At 35.9% G+C, this 16,012-nt stretch carries 16 protein-coding genes; 15 read left to right on the top strand and 1 reads right to left on the bottom strand.

The annotated features are described in order from the left end of the window. Positions 1–101 precede the first annotated feature (101 nt). The 4 genes from IPM14_08910 (at position 102) to IPM14_08895 (ending at position 5,374) form a co-directional block, all read left to right on the top strand. On the top strand, positions 102–1,970 hold the full coding sequence (locus IPM14_08910) for a hypothetical protein (GenBank protein MBK9098215.1): 1,869 nt from the start codon (positions 102–104) through the stop codon (positions 1,968–1,970). Between the two features lie 179 nt (positions 1,971–2,149). After that, on the top strand, positions 2,150–3,979 hold the full coding sequence (locus IPM14_08905) for a hypothetical protein (GenBank protein ID MBK9098214.1): 1,830 nt from the start codon (positions 2,150–2,152) through the stop codon (positions 3,977–3,979). Next, complete coding sequence (locus tag IPM14_08900; protein MBK9098213.1) at positions 3,913–4,122, top strand: T9SS type A sorting domain-containing protein; 210 nt, start codon at positions 3,913–3,915, stop codon at positions 4,120–4,122. Before IPM14_08905 ends, IPM14_08900 begins: the two co-directional genes overlap by 67 nt. 97 nt (positions 4,123–4,219) lie before the next feature. After that, positions 4,220–5,374 carry a tetratricopeptide repeat protein gene (locus tag IPM14_08895; GenBank protein ID MBK9098212.1) on the top strand — a complete coding sequence of 385 codons (1,155 nt, stop codon included), beginning with the start codon at positions 4,220–4,222 and terminating at the stop codon, positions 5,372–5,374. 3 nt (positions 5,375–5,377) lie between these two features. Here IPM14_08895 and porQ read toward each other — a convergent pair whose 3' ends face one another. Continuing rightward, the gene (porQ, locus tag IPM14_08890; GenBank protein ID MBK9098211.1) at positions 5,378–6,313 is read right to left on the bottom strand and encodes a type IX secretion system protein PorQ; all 936 of its coding nucleotides are present in this window, start codon (positions 6,311–6,313) and stop codon (positions 5,378–5,380) included. A 216-nt stretch (positions 6,314–6,529) separates the two neighbouring features. Between porQ and htpX the strand changes: the two genes are divergently transcribed. From htpX to ccsA, 11 genes are all read left to right on the top strand, one after another. Continuing rightward, positions 6,530–7,366, top strand: coding sequence for a zinc metalloprotease HtpX (gene htpX, locus IPM14_08885; protein ID MBK9098210.1), 837 nt, complete (start codon positions 6,530–6,532; stop codon positions 7,364–7,366). Positions 7,367–7,563: 197 nt separating this feature from the next. Then, complete coding sequence (locus IPM14_08880) at positions 7,564–8,196, top strand: hypothetical protein (GenBank protein MBK9098209.1); 633 nt, start codon at positions 7,564–7,566, stop codon at positions 8,194–8,196. A 70-nt stretch (positions 8,197–8,266) separates the two neighbouring features. After that, positions 8,267–9,037, top strand: a complete 771-nt coding sequence (gene bamD, locus IPM14_08875) for an outer membrane protein assembly factor BamD (protein MBK9098208.1) — start codon at positions 8,267–8,269, stop codon at positions 9,035–9,037. Then, a complete protein-coding gene (locus IPM14_08870; GenBank protein ID MBK9098207.1) occupies positions 9,037–9,510 on the top strand; it encodes an acyl-CoA thioesterase in 474 nt (157 codons plus the stop codon). The genes bamD and IPM14_08870 overlap by 1 nt, the downstream gene beginning before the upstream one ends. After that, on the top strand, positions 9,455–10,180 hold the full coding sequence (locus tag IPM14_08865; GenBank protein ID MBK9098206.1) for a hypothetical protein: 726 nt from the start codon (positions 9,455–9,457) through the stop codon (positions 10,178–10,180). The genes IPM14_08870 and IPM14_08865 overlap by 56 nt, the downstream gene beginning before the upstream one ends. Before the next feature lie 29 nt (positions 10,181–10,209). Continuing rightward, positions 10,210–11,598, top strand: coding sequence for a VCBS repeat-containing protein (locus IPM14_08860; protein MBK9098205.1), 1,389 nt, complete (start codon positions 10,210–10,212; stop codon positions 11,596–11,598). Then, on the top strand, positions 11,568–13,310 hold the full coding sequence (locus IPM14_08855; protein ID MBK9098204.1) for a hypothetical protein: 1,743 nt from the start codon (positions 11,568–11,570) through the stop codon (positions 13,308–13,310). The genes IPM14_08860 and IPM14_08855 overlap by 31 nt, the downstream gene beginning before the upstream one ends. Further along, entirely contained in the window at positions 13,303–13,932 is a 630-nt protein-coding gene (locus IPM14_08850) for an ABC transporter ATP-binding protein (protein MBK9098203.1), read from the top strand. Before IPM14_08855 ends, IPM14_08850 begins: the two co-directional genes overlap by 8 nt. A 70-nt stretch (positions 13,933–14,002) precedes the next feature. Further along, entirely contained in the window at positions 14,003–14,425 is a 423-nt protein-coding gene (gene tnpA, locus IPM14_08845; GenBank protein ID MBK9098202.1) for an IS200/IS605 family transposase, read from the top strand. A 154-nt stretch (positions 14,426–14,579) separates the two neighbouring features. Next, positions 14,580–15,245: a heme exporter protein CcmB gene (locus IPM14_08840; GenBank protein MBK9098201.1), complete on the top strand. Its 666-nt coding sequence runs from the start codon at positions 14,580–14,582 to the stop codon at positions 15,243–15,245. 32 nt (positions 15,246–15,277) lie between these two features. Then, positions 15,278–16,000, top strand: coding sequence for a cytochrome c biogenesis protein CcsA (gene ccsA / locus IPM14_08835; GenBank protein ID MBK9098200.1), 723 nt, complete (start codon positions 15,278–15,280; stop codon positions 15,998–16,000). The last annotated feature ends 12 nt before the right edge of the window (positions 16,001–16,012 follow it).

The raw sequence follows: 16,012 nt of genomic DNA, 5'->3' as shown, positions 1-16,012 counted from the left end.
TGAACACTGTTTGGTAATAATGGCAGAGATATCCATAACTGCGTAACTCTCGCCTTTCTCAAAATAATTTCCTAATTTGCAAACAAAAAAAGGGTAACTATATGCGACCCAATTTTTCCTGCAAAATAAACTTATCTCTTTTCTTCCTTTTATTAATTACGTTGTTTATCGCTTACAGCTTACAACTTAACGCTACGATAAGATACGTTAGCAAAACCGGACTTAGCATACCACCCTACACTAGCTGGGAAACAGCCGCAGACAGCATACAGAAGTGCATTAACATTTGTGTCTTTGGTGATACCATTTACGTAGCCAACGGAGTTTATGAAGAGCAGGTTGTTATGATACCGGGGTTGTCACTTATTGGCGCAGGAATGGACAGTTGTGTAATTTATTTATCTGCTACAGGAATTCCTGCAGTTCAAATTAAAGACACCTGCTTGTTAAAAGGATTTAAAATACTATTACCAAATACTTTAAATACTTGGGGTATACAAGCTAATCAGAATGGGTATGGCAGTTGTATTACCTCAAATAGAATAGTAAATGCATCACTGGGAATTTATATTCGATATTCTAATCCTCTGGTTTACAATAACCTACTTGAAAATATAAAAACAAGAGGAGTATGGATTTTTAATTCTGGTTCAAATATACGCAGGAATTTTATATATACTGATCAGAATTCACAAGTGGTGGATGGTGTATATATAGAAGCCTTTAACAGCAATTACAGATCGATAATAGATTCAAATTATATTGAAACAAATTCTTATGGTATTTATAAAAATATAGGTGCAAGACCGACTATAACTAATAATTTTATATTTTTTGGACCACCTTATGGTGGGGTAGGAATGAGATTTTCTACATCTGATTCAGCATATGTTTACAATAATTTAATTTTTACGAAAAGTGGAATTGAGTCAGTTACCGGTTTACGTAATTATGGTGCACAATACCTGAAGATAAAAAATAATCATATTGTTGGCATTTACGAAGATTATATAATCTTAATGGGACCTGATGATCAAGCAAAAAATAATGGGGTAACAGATGCTCAAGGATGGATATCAGCATTTTCAGGAGGAAATTTTAAATACCAATATAATAACGTATGGAACAGCAGTGTAATTTATTCGGGCATTACTCCAGACACAACAAACCTCTCGGTTAACCCAATGATAGTAAATGATGACACGACACAGGGTGATTTAGATTTTCATCTTCAAAAATTTTCTCCTCTAATTGATGCAGGAGATCCGAATATTCTGGATAAAGACAGCACAAGAAGTGACATCGGACTTTACGGAGGACCTTATGGGGAAAGTTATTTTTATGTTGATCTTCCACCAAGGTCTCCTGTTAATCTTACAGCGAATGTTGACAGTCTGATAAAATTAAACTGGAATAAAACCACAGAATCAGATTTCAGTTATTATAATGTTTATAGAGATACTACATTTGACTTCACTTTAGATTCGACAAAGCTTATTGCTTCAATTACCGATACATTTTATTACCATACATTTCCGTCAAATGTTGAAACCCTTTACTACAAACTTACAGCCGTAGATAATCAGGGGAATGAATCAAATCCATCAGAGCAGGTTTCAGTAAAACTAGTGCCCGTAAAGAATGGATGGGTGCCGGTTAACAATTACATCCTGTATCAAAACTATCCGAACCCATTCAATCCTAGTACAAAGATAGGCTACAAGTTGAAAGAGAGAGGAAATGTAAAGCTGTACGTTTATGATATAAAAGGAGAGTTGGTTAATGTATTAGTAAATGAAGTTCAAGAAGCAGGTTACTACGAAGTAGAATTCTCTGCATCGAATAACCAGCATTCAGAATCCAGTATCAAGAATCTAGCTTCGGGAGTATACATTTATCAAATTTTTGTAAAAGGTGAAAATAATATTCCTGTTTTTTCAGATATAAAGAAAATGATTTACATAAAATAACAACTGTCATTCTGAGTCCTGAAAGGATGAAGATTCTAAAGAAGTTATGAGTGAGATTCTTCGCTATTGCTCAGAATGACATAGCGCTGTCATTCCGGCCCTGCCTGTCCAACAGGCAGGTTGTCCGGAATCTGACAGGATTAATTAACTACATTCACACATAAAAATCGGGAGGACTTATGAAACAAAATATTCATCACCTGTATTACTTGTTTTATCCAAGAGGGTTTATCTCGCTTTGTAAAAGCGGACGGATAATTACTGCTTTATTACTATTTAACGCAACAGCATTAGCACAGGAACAAAAGCCGTCTGAAGAGTTCACTGTCGGTGCACCAGTCAAAAATACACTACTAACAAATTCTAATATGCGCATTCGTTATGAGGCTACAGGATTTAATACAATATGGCATCGAGCTGATAATGATACAAAGGAACCGCTGGAAATTTATAACCTGATTGCATATAATGATAAAAATGAGTTTGAATATATATATCATTACTCATCAGCTTACTATTCAAAATGGGAAGCAGAACAAAATCAGGAGAATCCGGAAAGAGTTGGGTTTAAGCATTATGACTATAATAATCCAAGTACGACATTCGGAGATACTGCTACCTGGAGGGGGAAAAAATGCTGGTCAACCGAAGGATTGACTTCACCCGCGTGTTCATTGATGTATGGACCACATTACAGGCAAGATAAATTATATAAGCGCTGGTATCAAAATTATGATCGGTATGATTTAAAATATACACCAAGATTCCGAATGGCGTTGGATAATCACGGCTATGCAAGTATAAATGAGGATGTCTGTGTAATAAAGGTAGTATTTAGATATAAAAATCCAAATGATAGCCTTCATTATGATTCTACCTTTATAGCAAGAACTCTGAAGGTCGGGGATTTTGATACTAACGGAAATTTTGATGATTTCTACTTGCATCCAAATCCACTCTCAGGATGGTATGAATATTACCCGGGATTCATTTTGCCAGAAAAATTTTCACTAATGGAAGGTTCCTCATTAGCCGTAAACTTTATAGACTGGGAATCATTTACAGGCATACAATTCTGGGTAGACTGGCTGAGAACAGATACTCTCTGTACTCTTTACATTGATTACGCTGAAGTTTACGATAATGATGGGTGGAACGCTTTTATGTATGATTCATTAACAGCTGCTCAGACAATTCAAAATATTAAATCGTACGCAGATAGTTTTAAGACTATGGGCTGGGACAACATAATATATTGGGGTGGAACAGATGAGCCTTACTCAATAGATTGCTATACACCCATTCGTGTAGTTGATGAATTGATAAGAAGCGTCCAGGCACCGCCTTTGGTAGTTCATTTTGATCCTTCTTGGTGGCACACACTTGATGTAAACGGAGAAGATGAAATAGAAATGTTTTATAACATAGCAAAGCCGGAGAAAATAATACTTGGAATGTATCCTGCTTCACCAAATTGGCCAGCAATTCGTTATCAGGATTTTGAATGGTTGAGATTTAATTTTCAAAGAACCAGTGCGGTTGATTCAAGTTTCTGGTTTAAGGCTCAGACTTTTGGTCTCCGAACAAATTACCCGAATAATCCGCCAGAATGGTGCATTTGGCGGAAACCAAAAACACCAGAACTTACTTCGATGATTATGCTTTCTCTTGCTCACGGTTCTAATGGAATCATTTTTGAGTGGTTTGATTCCTTTGTTCAGTATATTAATCATTGTTCATCAGATGTTTATATAGAGTGTCTTGTGAACGAAGATGGTAACCCGGAAATAAATGATCAGGATACTCTTTATAATACTGTTAAAGATAAACTTGTTCCCCGTTTAAAAGGTACACTTGGAAAAACTCTGATGAATTTGGATTACAGTGGTAACTATTTACAATATCGCTACCAAATACCAACCCATTCAATCCGAATACTAAAATGCAATACACAATCCCACAAAGTTCGAATGTTGAAATCAGGATTTATGGTATACTTGGCAACGTGATAGAAACATTAGTTAATGAAGAAAAGCAAGCAGGTAGATACGAAATAACCTGGTATGCAAATGATCTACCAAGCGGAATTTATTTTTATCAAATCAAAGTTGGAAACTATGTTGAGACGAAGAAGATGATACTGTTGAAATAGTCCAACAATTTTTCTACAAATTAAACCCGATCTTTGCATCGAGTTTTTTATTATATATTCTTAACTTTCTTATCAAAATTAAAAGCATCTATTACATATGTTAAAAAAAGTTTTATTCTTTATTCTCCTCATTACCTGTTTTGCTTCCCCAAAACCTGATTACGATTCTCTCGTCAAGGCAGGTATCAATCAAATCTACAGTATAAAATTCACCGAAGCTGAAAAGACTTTTCTTACCTTACAAAAAGAATATCCAAAACATCCGGCAGGGAAATTCTTTTTTGCGATGATTGACTGGTGGAGAATTATTCTTTCAGAAGAAAATGAAGAACAGGATGAACGCTTCTATGAAAAGATTGAAGAGACGGTTGATTTCTGCGATGCAATTCTCGATAAAGATCCGAACAACGTTGATGCACTCTTCTTCAAAGGCGGTGCAATTGGTTTCAGAGGAAGACTGAGGGTAATGCGTGAAAGCTGGTTCGGTGCCGCAGATGATGGACGGGAAGCTTTGCCACTGGTTGAACTTGCACACAAACTCGATCCCGATAATGTTGATGTAAAGCTTGGTTTTGGAATTTACAATTATCTCGCTGCTGTAATTCCAGAAAAATACCCGATAGTTAAACCTGTGATGATGTTCTTTCCAACAGGCAACAAGGAACTCGGACTGAAGCAATTGAAAGAAGCAGCAAGTGTTGGGAAGTATTCAAAGTACGAAGCAAAGTACATCCTCGTTACATTTTTCTACTATTTTGAAAACGATACCACATCAGCGGCGCTTTATACAAAACAACTTGTTCAGTTATTCCCGGATAATCCGGTATTTGAAAGATGGGAGGGAAGACTTGCGGCAAGGAGAGCTGATTGGGAAACAGTCGATAAAATTTTCAGGAGCGTTCTCAGGAAAGCCGATAGAAACCAGGAAGGTTACAATACTCCCATGGTTCGCAGGGAAGCGAATTATTACATTGGAAATATTTTGAGAACTAAAGGAGAATTAACTGAAGCTTTTTCATACTATAAAAAATGTATTGAAGAATCTAAAAAAATTGACGAAGACAAAGCTTCGGGTTTTAGAATTAATGCGACTCTCTATTCAGGCAACATAATGGAATCTCGCGGTAAATATGATGAAGCAAAAAAATATTATAACGCAGTGCTTGATATGAGAGAATTCCAGAACTCACACACGCTTGCCGAAACTTATCTTGACAGGATAAAAAACTTAGAGAAGCAGGGAAGTAAATAAGCTTTAAATTGCTGTTGCCAGTCCAATTCTGTGCATTGCGCCAATAGAACCCATCGACGAATACCCGTAATTAAAAATATATTCGGAAATTTTAACACCAAGTCCGCCGTTAAATCCTGCAATGCCAGCCGAAGAGCCAACCTTCAGATCCGAACGCGCTTCGTTGTCATATCCAAAACGAAGTGTGAATACTTCGCTTAAGTAGAACTCTGCACCGAGAGTAAATCCTTTCAGATGCTGATAAAGTTCATCACGTTCTTTATTAAGCTGATGAAAATCAAGTGACAAACGAACCGGAAGATTTTCAAGTCTTTTTGAAACACCGATTGTAATATCAAGCGGAAGATCTTCTTTTGTGTCGATGTATGAAGAAATCTGTGTACCGAGATTAAGAACTGTTGCCGCGAGATTCAACTGCTGGCTCGGAATTTCGTAATTTACTCCGAGGTCGAGTCCTATCGCGCTTGATGATTTATCTTCGATACTGGAGTAAATAACTTTTGCATTTGCACCGTAATAAAAATTCTCAGTGAATTCATTTGTGTATCCCAAAATGAATGCAAGCTCGCCGGCACCAAACTCACCTGTTTTATTTCCAAATTCATCAGCACCATCAAATGTTCCGTAGTTGATATATTTAACAGCGGTACCGAACCTGCCAATGTTTTCAAACTCTGTTGAGTAGGCTAAGCTGAAAAGATTTATATCCATCAAGTGTTTTACAAAGGAAAATGAGACAGGATTTTTTTCAAGGAAACTCATACCTGCGGGATTGTAGAAGAGAACATCAACATCATCATTATTTGTAGAAAAGCTTCCGCCAAGTGCTGCTGCACGCGCACTCATATCAATATTCATAAATCTGTATGTATCTTGCCCAACAGCGATTGAGCTTGTTAAAACAAAAATGATAAAAAGCGATGAAAGTATGGATCTCATTTAAACTCCTTGAAAAATGCTTCGTCTATTTAAGGATTATAGCAAATAAAGGCAAGGGGAAGGAGAGGGGATAATTTAGAATTCATAATGAACAATTTATAATGAATTTACTAGCGGGATTCAGAATCGTTTGAAATTCATAGTCATCCCACTTAGTATTGAAACGAAACTTTTCACAGCTTAGATTTGTTCCCAAACTTAAAAAGGAGATAAAAAGTGAACGCAGTTAAAACAGTATTCTTAATGACATTAATGATGGCTCTTTTCTTGTTTATCGGCTATTATCTTGGCGGTAACACAGGAATGACCATCGCTTTGGTATTTTCATTACTTATGAACTTCGGTTCGTTCTGGTTTTCTGATAAAATAGTTCTGAAAATGTACAGAGCAAAAGAAGTCAATCGTGAATCAGCACCGAAGTTTTATGATATGGTTGAAAGATTAGCGAGACAGGCAAATCTTCCTATGCCTAAAGTTTATTTGATAAACGATCCAACACCAAATGCATTTGCAACAGGAAGAAGTCCGAAGAAAGCTGCAGTTGCTGCAACAACGGGAATTCTTCAGGGATTAAGCAATGACGAACTAGCCGGTGTGATGGCTCACGAACTTGCACACGTGAAAAACAGGGATACATTGATTAGCACAATTGCAGCAACGTTGGTTGGTTCTATTTCATACATTGCACAAATGGCTGGATGGGCTATGATGTTTGGAAGGAGTGACGACAGAGAAGGCGGAGGAATTGGAGGATTAGTTCTCTTGATTTTATCTCCGATAATGGCAATGCTTTTACAAATGGCAATATCACGTTCACGTGAATTTGCAGCTGATAAAGGCGGTGCGGAGATTTCAGGGAGTCCATTAAGTCTTGCTTCTGCACTTCAAAAAATTTCCAGAGGTAACCAGATGAAACCAGTTTATCATTCTGATCCTGCAACAGCTCATATGTTTATAATAAATCCTTTAGCTGGTGGAGGAATTTCAAAGTTGTTTTCTACTCATCCACCAACTGAAGAAAGAATAAAGAGACTGCAGGCAATGGCGAGATAGAAGCAATTATAAATTAAAAATTAAAAGCTGTTGGATCTATCTTGGATCCGACAGCTTTTTTTATTTCATCTAGTGACAAGTATCAAGTATCCAGAATCAAGCATCCCCGTCTTCTCCGCCTCTGGCGGATTCGCCGAGGCACGCAGTATCAAGAACATCTTGAAACTCTTAGCCATTCTGTGGATATTAGCAGTGTAATGTTCATTCAGTTTGCAAACAATATTTTTAACGAAGGGAAAAGATTATTCATTTTGATGATTATTCTGTTCCCACTGTCCAATCTTTTAGGTCAATCAAAAACAAATATTGAAATTTTTTATTCATTAACCGATTCGCTCGTTGATCGGATAAATTCTGAAATCCCAATAAGTGAAAAGAAAATTCTTATTAAACTTAATCTTGGTCAATCCTATTCTCTTTTTTCAAATAGTATTAAAGACAGATTCATAAAATCCGGCAGAGAAATTTTTGAAAATCCTTCTGATGATCTAAAAATTCCTCAAGTAAATATTGTTATTGAAGGAGCCGGTGTTGAATATGGAGAGATGTTTAGGGACGGCTGGTTTGGAACTCATTACATTCAGCGCTACTCAACATTATTTGGAAATTATCTTCAATCTTTTTCTGAAAGCGGAAAACAAGATTTCGAAATCACAGTAATCGATACCGTTAAAGTGGAAGATTTAAAATATCTCGAAAACGAATCTTTCCCATTCACAAAAGGAACGATTCCATCAGAACCATTTCTTTCCGGATTTGCTGAACCATTAATTGCAATCGGAACGGCAGCAGCGGTCATTGTGATATTCTTCACCGTAAGAAGTGAGTGACTGATTTTACCTTTGAAGCCTCATCAAATTTAGCTAATATTACCTGTTAGTTTTTGAAAATAAAGCACTTATGAGAAAATATCTATTAATATTTACATCAATTTTGATGGTCATTTGGGGGTGTAGTTCAACTCGTGATCTTAGCGATTTGTCACCTGATGACCGGATTAAATACGCAATCACTTTATTTGAAGATGAGGATTATGAAGATGCTGCTACCGAGCTTGAAGCTTTGCTTCTCCAGTATCCGGGCAGCAGTATTGTTGACGATGCACAATATTATCTTGGTATGTGCAGATTTTATCGCGAGGAATACATACTTGCAGCATACGAGTTCAGTAAATTGATTAAAAACATGCCTGCAAGTGAATTTGTTTCCAATGCTCAGTTCATGCTCGCCGAAAGTTATTATGAGCTTTCTCCCGATTATACTCTCGATCAAAAATATACCAGGAAAGCAATCGAAGAGTATCAGGCATTTGTTGATTTTTTCCCGCTGAATGAAAAAGTAGGTGAAGCAGAGACAAAGATTAAAGAAATGAATGATAAGCTTGGACGAAAAGAGTATACAATCGCAACCATCTATGAAAAGATGGATTACTACACAGCGTCACTAAAATATTATGATTCAGTAGTCGAGACTTATCATGATACACAATATGCACCGATGGCATTATACAGGAAAATTAAACTGCTGATGGATAGAGAAAGAGAAGATGAAGCGTTGAAAGAAATGAAAAAGTTTGTTCGGATGTATCCTGAAGATAAAAATTTTCAGGAGGTTGATGATTTAAGAAATACGCTTGAATCAAAATTAAAGGGGGGATTTTCCTCTAATTAATGAATGGCAGGAAAGTAAGCGAATCGCAGATTACAATGACCGAGCTGGTTCTTCCTCACCATACAAACCAGCTGGGTAATCTCCTTGGGGGACAATTGATGCATTGGATTGACATTTGTGCAGCACTGAGTGCTGCTAAACATAACGGTAGAATATGTGTTACCGCTGCTGTCGACAGAATAGATTTTCACCATCCTGTTAAACTTGGTGACGCCGTAACCCTGGTATCTTCCGTTAACAGAGTTTTTAATACTTCAATGGAAGTTGGAGTAAAAGTATTTGCACAATCATTTAAAGAGGGCACGGTGAAGCATACCAATTCGGCTTACCTTACTTTTGTATCAGTTGATTCAGAAGGTAAACCGGTAAAAGCAATAGAAGCTTTACCAGAAACAAATGAACAGAAAAGAAGATTTAATGAGGCGCTTACCAGGAGAGACAACAGACTCAAAAACCGCTCTGTTGATAAATAGTTTCATTCTAGTTTTATTATTAATTCCAAGTCTATCCTTCAGTCAGGTTCCAATAAACGGATTTTGTTATCGGAATGATTACCCTGTCCCAAAGGGTTATAACGCCGTTATCTCAGCCGATTTGAATTCTAATGGCAATACCGAATTAATTTTTTACTCACCCGCTATTAAACAAATAGGAATTTATTCTGGAATAAAGAATGATACAGTAGTATTCAAAGAGCTTCCGATAAAATCTGAAATATCTCAACTCAAACCGGTCAAAAACATTGCAGGATTTGATAATTTATTTTCTGCAGTTGATAGAAAGCAAAGGAAAGTATCATTCTTCAGTATTTATACTGATTCTTTGTCTGAAAAAGTAGGTGAGATATCATTTGATTCATATCCTGAAAACATTCTTACCGGCGATATTGATTTGAATGGAAACGACGAAGTACTTGTATTCGGAAGTGCTTTTGACGGACTTTCAATTCTTTACAAGGCTGACGATGGAATAGGTGAAAGAAAAATTGCTCCGGGCACTACATTCAGCGAAGCTGCTTTTCTTGATATCAATGATGATGGTTTCCCGGATATTGCAGCATTTGACATTCTTGAAAATTCACTCAGGTTTTTATTAATAACACTAGGGGAATATTTCGTGATCTTCGGACAATTCCGTACCTGAATAAAATCGGATCACTTCGCAGCTTTGATTTGAACCTGGATGGTATTCCGGACATTATCTATACAATCAATAATCGCATAGAAATTGTATTTGGTGATTATCGATCAGAATTTAAAAACAAAATCTCATTAAAGATTGAAGGCGAACCTGCTTCGGTTCAAATCGGAGATTTCAACAGTGATAAAGTCCCTGATATTGCTTATCTAATCCTGAATAATTCATTGAATATTATTTTTGGGAAAGACGGCCAGCAATTTTATGAGTCGGTTCCATATCTGAAAAATGCATCAATAATATCATTCACCAGATCAAGATTCGCTTCTGCATTCGAACTTGCTTGCCTTACCTCTTCTGGTGAACTGACTCTACTCAGCTCAAGAATTTTTAATCCCTCTGATATAAAAATCTCACTCGGTGTTAGCGCTGGAGCTGTTACAAAGTTTGATTATGACAATGATGGTAACGATGATATTGCCTTTGTTGATGAAAATGATAGATCTTTGAAATTGCTTGTAAACAATAATTCGGGGATTCCTTCAAAGTATTATTCTATTCCGTTGGCAGAAGCTCATACCGAAATAAAAGTCGATGAGTTTTTCAAATTCCGGAAAATTTTTTATTGCTATTCAGAAGATGCTCCTTTACTGGAAGTCTTTAGATACAACTTTAACACCGATAAAATATCCAGAAAGCAGCTGTATGCACCTGGTGAAATTCTTGATGTTTATTTTCAGAGGATTGACAGTTCATTTGTAAACATTTTTGTTCTTTATAATAAAAAATCAAAAATGTATTTAGGCAAATTTGAAAATAAAGATGTCAGTATAACATTTAAGGAATATCCTGTTATTGACAGGAATGTAACTGAGGCTGAATTGTTTGTAATGGATGAGCCGGTAATATATTATTGGAAATCTGAGAATAATACTTTTGAATTCAAAACGGTAAGAATTAAAACAGGTCCAAATGTGGAAAAGACAAACTTGCGTGTTTCGAATTCAATTGACACGAAAGTTAATCTTTATGGTGCTGATCAATTTGACAATGAATATCCATTTGTAGCAAGTCTGGTTCAAAGCGAGATGGAAAATTATCTGGTTGTAGTGTCAGCAGATAAAATTAGCATATCAAAAAAGATCAATGAATCCATTGGAAATGAAAAGCCGGAATTTGGAAAAGCATTTTTTGGTGAAACTTCAATCAAAGGGATAAATAATTTTACGGTAAATAGTATTAATGATAATTATATTTACAAACTTGTTTATCGTCAAACAGATAATACATACTTGCTGAACCAGATGTTCCCCGCAGAAAATGTTTCAGATTATTTGTTCGCAAGATTGAATAAGAAAAATTATTTTTTAGTTTATTCTAATAAGGAAGAAAATTGTATATCAATTCGCTCATTAAAAAAATAGTTAAGACAGTATTCATATTATCGATTATTTTTTTAGCCAATGATAAAGTGATTGCGCAGGAGTTAAATACCTCACAGCTAGATTCACTCTATTCTAAGTTCATTCAGCTGAGAGCACCCGAACTCCTGCCGGAAACTGATGAACCTGTGGAGCTATCTATTGAAGACAGGAAGTGCGGTTTTACTTTGGTAAATGATGTGAAACTAAATTTAAATTCTTTTACGATTGAACAGCAGAATATTTTAAAGACTCTATTGGCACGACCATCTTTGCAAACAAGTGTAGTCTCTCCTTCAGGATTTTTCAGAATACATTACGATCCAAGCGGAACAAATCGGCCAAATTATTCTACTGGATTAACTATCGATGAAAATGTTGCCGAAGTTGCGAGAGCACTCGATTCAGTTTACAGATTTGAAGTTGAACAGCTTCTATTTCTTGCACCTCCTCCGGATGGGGATGGCGGTGGTGATAATAAGTATGACGTTTATATACAGAATCAATCCAGCAGCATTTATGGTTATACTGAATGGGAGAGTAAAGTCGGCTCAGTCAATTGGACTTCCTTTATGGTCATTGATAATGATTATACTGGTTATTATTCAGCTGGTCTTAATGGTATGAAGGTTACAGTCGCTCACGAATTTCATCATGGAATTCAATTGGGAAACTACTCGGTTTTTAACGGAACGTCGCCTTACAGGGACTCTGATATATTTTTTTATGAGTTAACTTCAACATCAATGGAAGAATTTGTTTATGATGATGTGAACGACTATTACGCTTATATGAACTCATATTTCAATAATACTGATCTTGCCTTTCCAAGACAGAATGGTTATAACCTTGCAATCTGGAATATCTATCTGACAAATAATTTTGGATTTGGGATCTTGAAAAGACAGTGGGAGTTGATTCCGAGCATAAAGGCTATCCTTGCCATTAATCAAAGCTTGAACGAAGTCGGAACATCATATCCAAGAGAGCTGAACAAGTTTGGAATATGGACTTTCTTCACAAACTTCAGAAGTATACCTGGAAAATATTTTGAGGAGGCTGTGAACTATCCAGAAGTTACTTCAACATTTACAATTCAATATCCTGCACCGCCTCCCGATTTGATGTCTGCACCAACGGCAAATAATTATGTGAAGTTCAATATTGCATCAAACAGTGACACACTAGTTGCAATTGTAACGAATGCTGATGCTATTGCTGCAAGTGAAAATTCAAATCAATATTTTGATTTTAACTACACATTATTCAACAACCCGACGAGCGGACAACGAGAACTCACCGGTGATTATTCATCAACTTTTTCTGTAAGTAATACAAATTACTGGGCTGTCTCGGAAGTTTTGAACAATCAATTAATCAGGGAAGATAGTTTAATTGTTCCTCCTGCAAGCAATGTTGAATATGCTTATCCAAATCCATTCAACTATAGCACGAGTTTATTGAACACACCATTAGTGTTTTTTCCATTTGAAGAAAATGTCGGAGAGACCGTTGATTTTAACATCTACTCTGTTGATATGCAGTTAATTTACATTAAGGAAGTAAGCATTCAGATTCTTCCCGGAGGTCAAACAGGGGTTAGCTGGGATGGTATTGATGATAATAATAACAAACTTGCTTCTGGAGTTTATATATACGTGATTAAAGCAGGCGATGAAGTTGTAAAAGGAAAATTTGTTATATTCAATGAGTAATTACTCAATCCAATCTCAAAATCTTTCCAAGCTGTTCGGACGCAGATTAATTTTCAGAGATATTAATTTTCACTGGACAGGGAATGGCATTTTCGGCATTTCAGGACCGAACGGTTCAGGCAAATCGACTCTTGTAAAAATTGTCGCTGGGTTAATTGCTCCATCATCAGGAAAAATCATTCATAAAAATTCAGGCGGTGAAATAATTCCAGAAAAGCTTCACAATCATATCGGGTTTGTATCTCCATACCTGGTTTTGTACGAAGAATTTTCTGCCTGGGAGAATTTGCAAATATTTGCAAAAGTTCGCGGTGTTAGTTTTAATGAGAAAAGAGTGAATGATTATCTTTCACAGTTTCTTCTTGATAACAGAAAAAATGATCTTGTAAAAACTTATTCATCAGGGATGAAGCAAAGACTTAAATTTATTTTTGCGCTAATGCATTTTCCCGAAGTTTTGATTTTTGATGAACCGACTTCCAACCTTGATGAAGAAGGAAAGAAAGTAGTTTATAATATCGTTCGTGAAGAAGGAAAAACAAGAATCGTGATTATCGCTTCCAATGAAGTTAAAGATTTAGAATTATGCAATGAAGTTTTGCTGCTGGAGAAATTTAAATGATTGAACTAATGGCAGCTTTTGTTCGTAATATTAAGTTTATAAATTAAAACTGTTTCAGTCTAATATAATTATGCCATATACGAGAATCTGGATACATTTAATATGGTCAACGAAGAATAGAGAAAAGCTTATCAACAAAGAATTAAAGCAAATTCTTTTGCAACACATTAAGCAAAACGCCAGATTAAAAGATATTTTTATAGATACAATAAATTGCGTTCAAGATCATATTCACTTGTTGATATCACTTGGAAGAGAGCAGACAATCAGTAAAATTGTAATGTTAATTAAAGGTGAATCATCAAATTGGATTAATAAGAACAAATTCACGAATATAAAATTTGAATGGCAGGATGAATATATCGCAGTATCAGTAAGCGAATCTCAAGTCGCTAAAGTACAAGATTATATTAAAAATCAAGAGGAGCACCATAGTCTTAAATCTTTTGCAGAAGAATATAATTTATTTCTCAAGAAACATAATTTTGGCTAAAGCCGAAGACTCAGGTGGGATATCTATTCCACGACCTGAAGGTCGTGGCAATTAATATCAGCGAAAAGTCAACTTTAAATAGCCACGAGCTTTAGCTCGTGGTTATGAGTGGTAAATAAATATTGGCTTTAGCCAAATGTTAAATAAATAAACTATGATAACCCAAGCATACGCACTATTCAAAAAAGATTTTCATTCAGAACTGCGAACACGCTACGCGATCAATTCACTGGCGATGTTCATCATCGTGGCGATTAGTGTAATTCTTTTTTCAATTGGAAATGAAACTATAACCGAAAGTCTTACAGCAGGACTTTTCTGGGTGGTTATTTTTTTCACAGCGATGTCTGGTCTTTCAAGAGCATTTGTCTCTGAAGAAGAACGCGGAACAACATTAACACTTCAGCTAATTGCTTCTCCAACAACTGTGTTTTCAGGTAAGCTGATTTTTAACTTGATACTCGTCTTCTGCATGAACCTGGTAATCGCTCTTCTTTATTCAGCTTTATTCGAAAAATTTGTTGTACAAAATTTCTCTCTCTTTTTATTGACCTTTATTTTGGGAAATATTGGACTTGCGGTTGCATCCACGATAATCGCTGCAATTATTGCAAAAGCCGGTGCAAAAGGCACTCTCTATCCGGTTCTTTCCTTTCCGATTTTATTACCTTTGATTCTTACCTGTGTTCAATTAACTTTGTTCTCGTTTGATGGTACAAGCTTTGAAGAATCTCAATTTGAAATAGCAATTGTTGTTGGTTACGACGTAATTATGTTTACTGCATCTTATATGCTGTTCGATTTTATCTGGAAAGATTAGTCAAAATCAAAGGTTTTTTTAGTTAAAATTTTATGATCTGGAAAATTCTCTTATTCTTACTTTTAGCATTTGTATCAATAGCAGGAATTGCATTTCCAATTGTTGAGAAACCAAGCGCCTGGTACGAATTTCCGTTCATCCCCGGGTTGGAGGAAAATGCGAAAATTATATTCTTTCACGTACCAACCGCATGGCTTACCGTAATTGCATTTTTAATGTCCACTATTTTTAGTTTCAGATATTTACGCACTAAAAATCTTGATGAAGACGCAAAAGCACATTCAGCAGCACAGCTTGGAATGATCTTCTGCATTCTTGCTACTGTTACCGGTGCGGTTTGGGCAAAGTTCGCGTGGGGACAATTCTGGAGCTGGGATCCAAGACAAACAAGCATCTTTGCTATTCTTTTAATTTACGGAGCTCTTTTTGCTCTTCGTTCTTCAATTGAATCTGAAGACAAACGCGCAACACTATCTGCAGTCTATTCATTGATTGCATTTGTAACGGTTCCATTTTTTATTTTCATAATGCCAAGAATAATGAAAGGACTTCATCCTGGCTCAGCAGATGATTCAAATGCTGGACCGGTAATTGATTTTCAAATGAATTCAAATATGCAGCTAATCTTTTTCCTTTCGATGATTGGATTTACTATTCTATATTTCTGGATGTGGCGTGTTGGTTATCGATCAATAATTATTAAAGATAAGCTTGATAAAAAATTAATGAGCCCAATTACAGGGCAGGGAGGATAAATTTGGACGGTC

The sequence above is a fragment of the bacterium genome, assembly GCA_016716565.1.
Taxonomy (GTDB): Bacteria; Bacteroidota; Ignavibacteria; order Ignavibacteriales; family Ignavibacteriaceae; genus IGN2.
This window is presented reverse-complemented; position numbering and strand designations above follow the sequence as displayed.

Bases quoted from the DNA above. Each gene is read 5' to 3' on its own strand.
- tnpA (MBK9098202.1), top strand. From the start codon at position 14,003: ATGCCATATACGAGAATCTGGATACATTTAATATGGTCAACGAAGAAT.
- IPM14_08895 (MBK9098212.1), top strand. From the start codon at position 4,220: ATGTTAAAAAAAGTTTTATTCTTTATTCTCCTCATTACCTGTTTTGCT.
- IPM14_08850 (MBK9098203.1), top strand. From the start codon at position 13,303: ATGAGTAATTACTCAATCCAATCTCAAAATCTTTCCAAGCTGTTCGGA.
- porQ (MBK9098211.1), bottom strand. From the start codon at position 6,313: ATGAGATCCATACTTTCATCGCTTTTTATCATTTTTGTTTTAACAAGC.
- ccsA (MBK9098200.1), top strand. From the start codon at position 15,278: ATGATCTGGAAAATTCTCTTATTCTTACTTTTAGCATTTGTATCAATA.
- IPM14_08905 (MBK9098214.1), top strand. From the start codon at position 2,150: ATGAAACAAAATATTCATCACCTGTATTACTTGTTTTATCCAAGAGGG.
- IPM14_08870 (MBK9098207.1), top strand. From the start codon at position 9,037: ATGAATGGCAGGAAAGTAAGCGAATCGCAGATTACAATGACCGAGCTG.
- IPM14_08910 (MBK9098215.1), top strand. From the start codon at position 102: ATGCGACCCAATTTTTCCTGCAAAATAAACTTATCTCTTTTCTTCCTT.
- bamD (MBK9098208.1), top strand. From the start codon at position 8,267: ATGAGAAAATATCTATTAATATTTACATCAATTTTGATGGTCATTTGG.
- IPM14_08900 (MBK9098213.1), top strand. From the start codon at position 3,913: ATGCAATACACAATCCCACAAAGTTCGAATGTTGAAATCAGGATTTAT.
- IPM14_08880 (MBK9098209.1), top strand. From the start codon at position 7,564: ATGTTCATTCAGTTTGCAAACAATATTTTTAACGAAGGGAAAAGATTA.
- IPM14_08840 (MBK9098201.1), top strand. From the start codon at position 14,580: ATGATAACCCAAGCATACGCACTATTCAAAAAAGATTTTCATTCAGAA.
- IPM14_08865 (MBK9098206.1), top strand. From the start codon at position 9,455: ATGAGGCGCTTACCAGGAGAGACAACAGACTCAAAAACCGCTCTGTTG.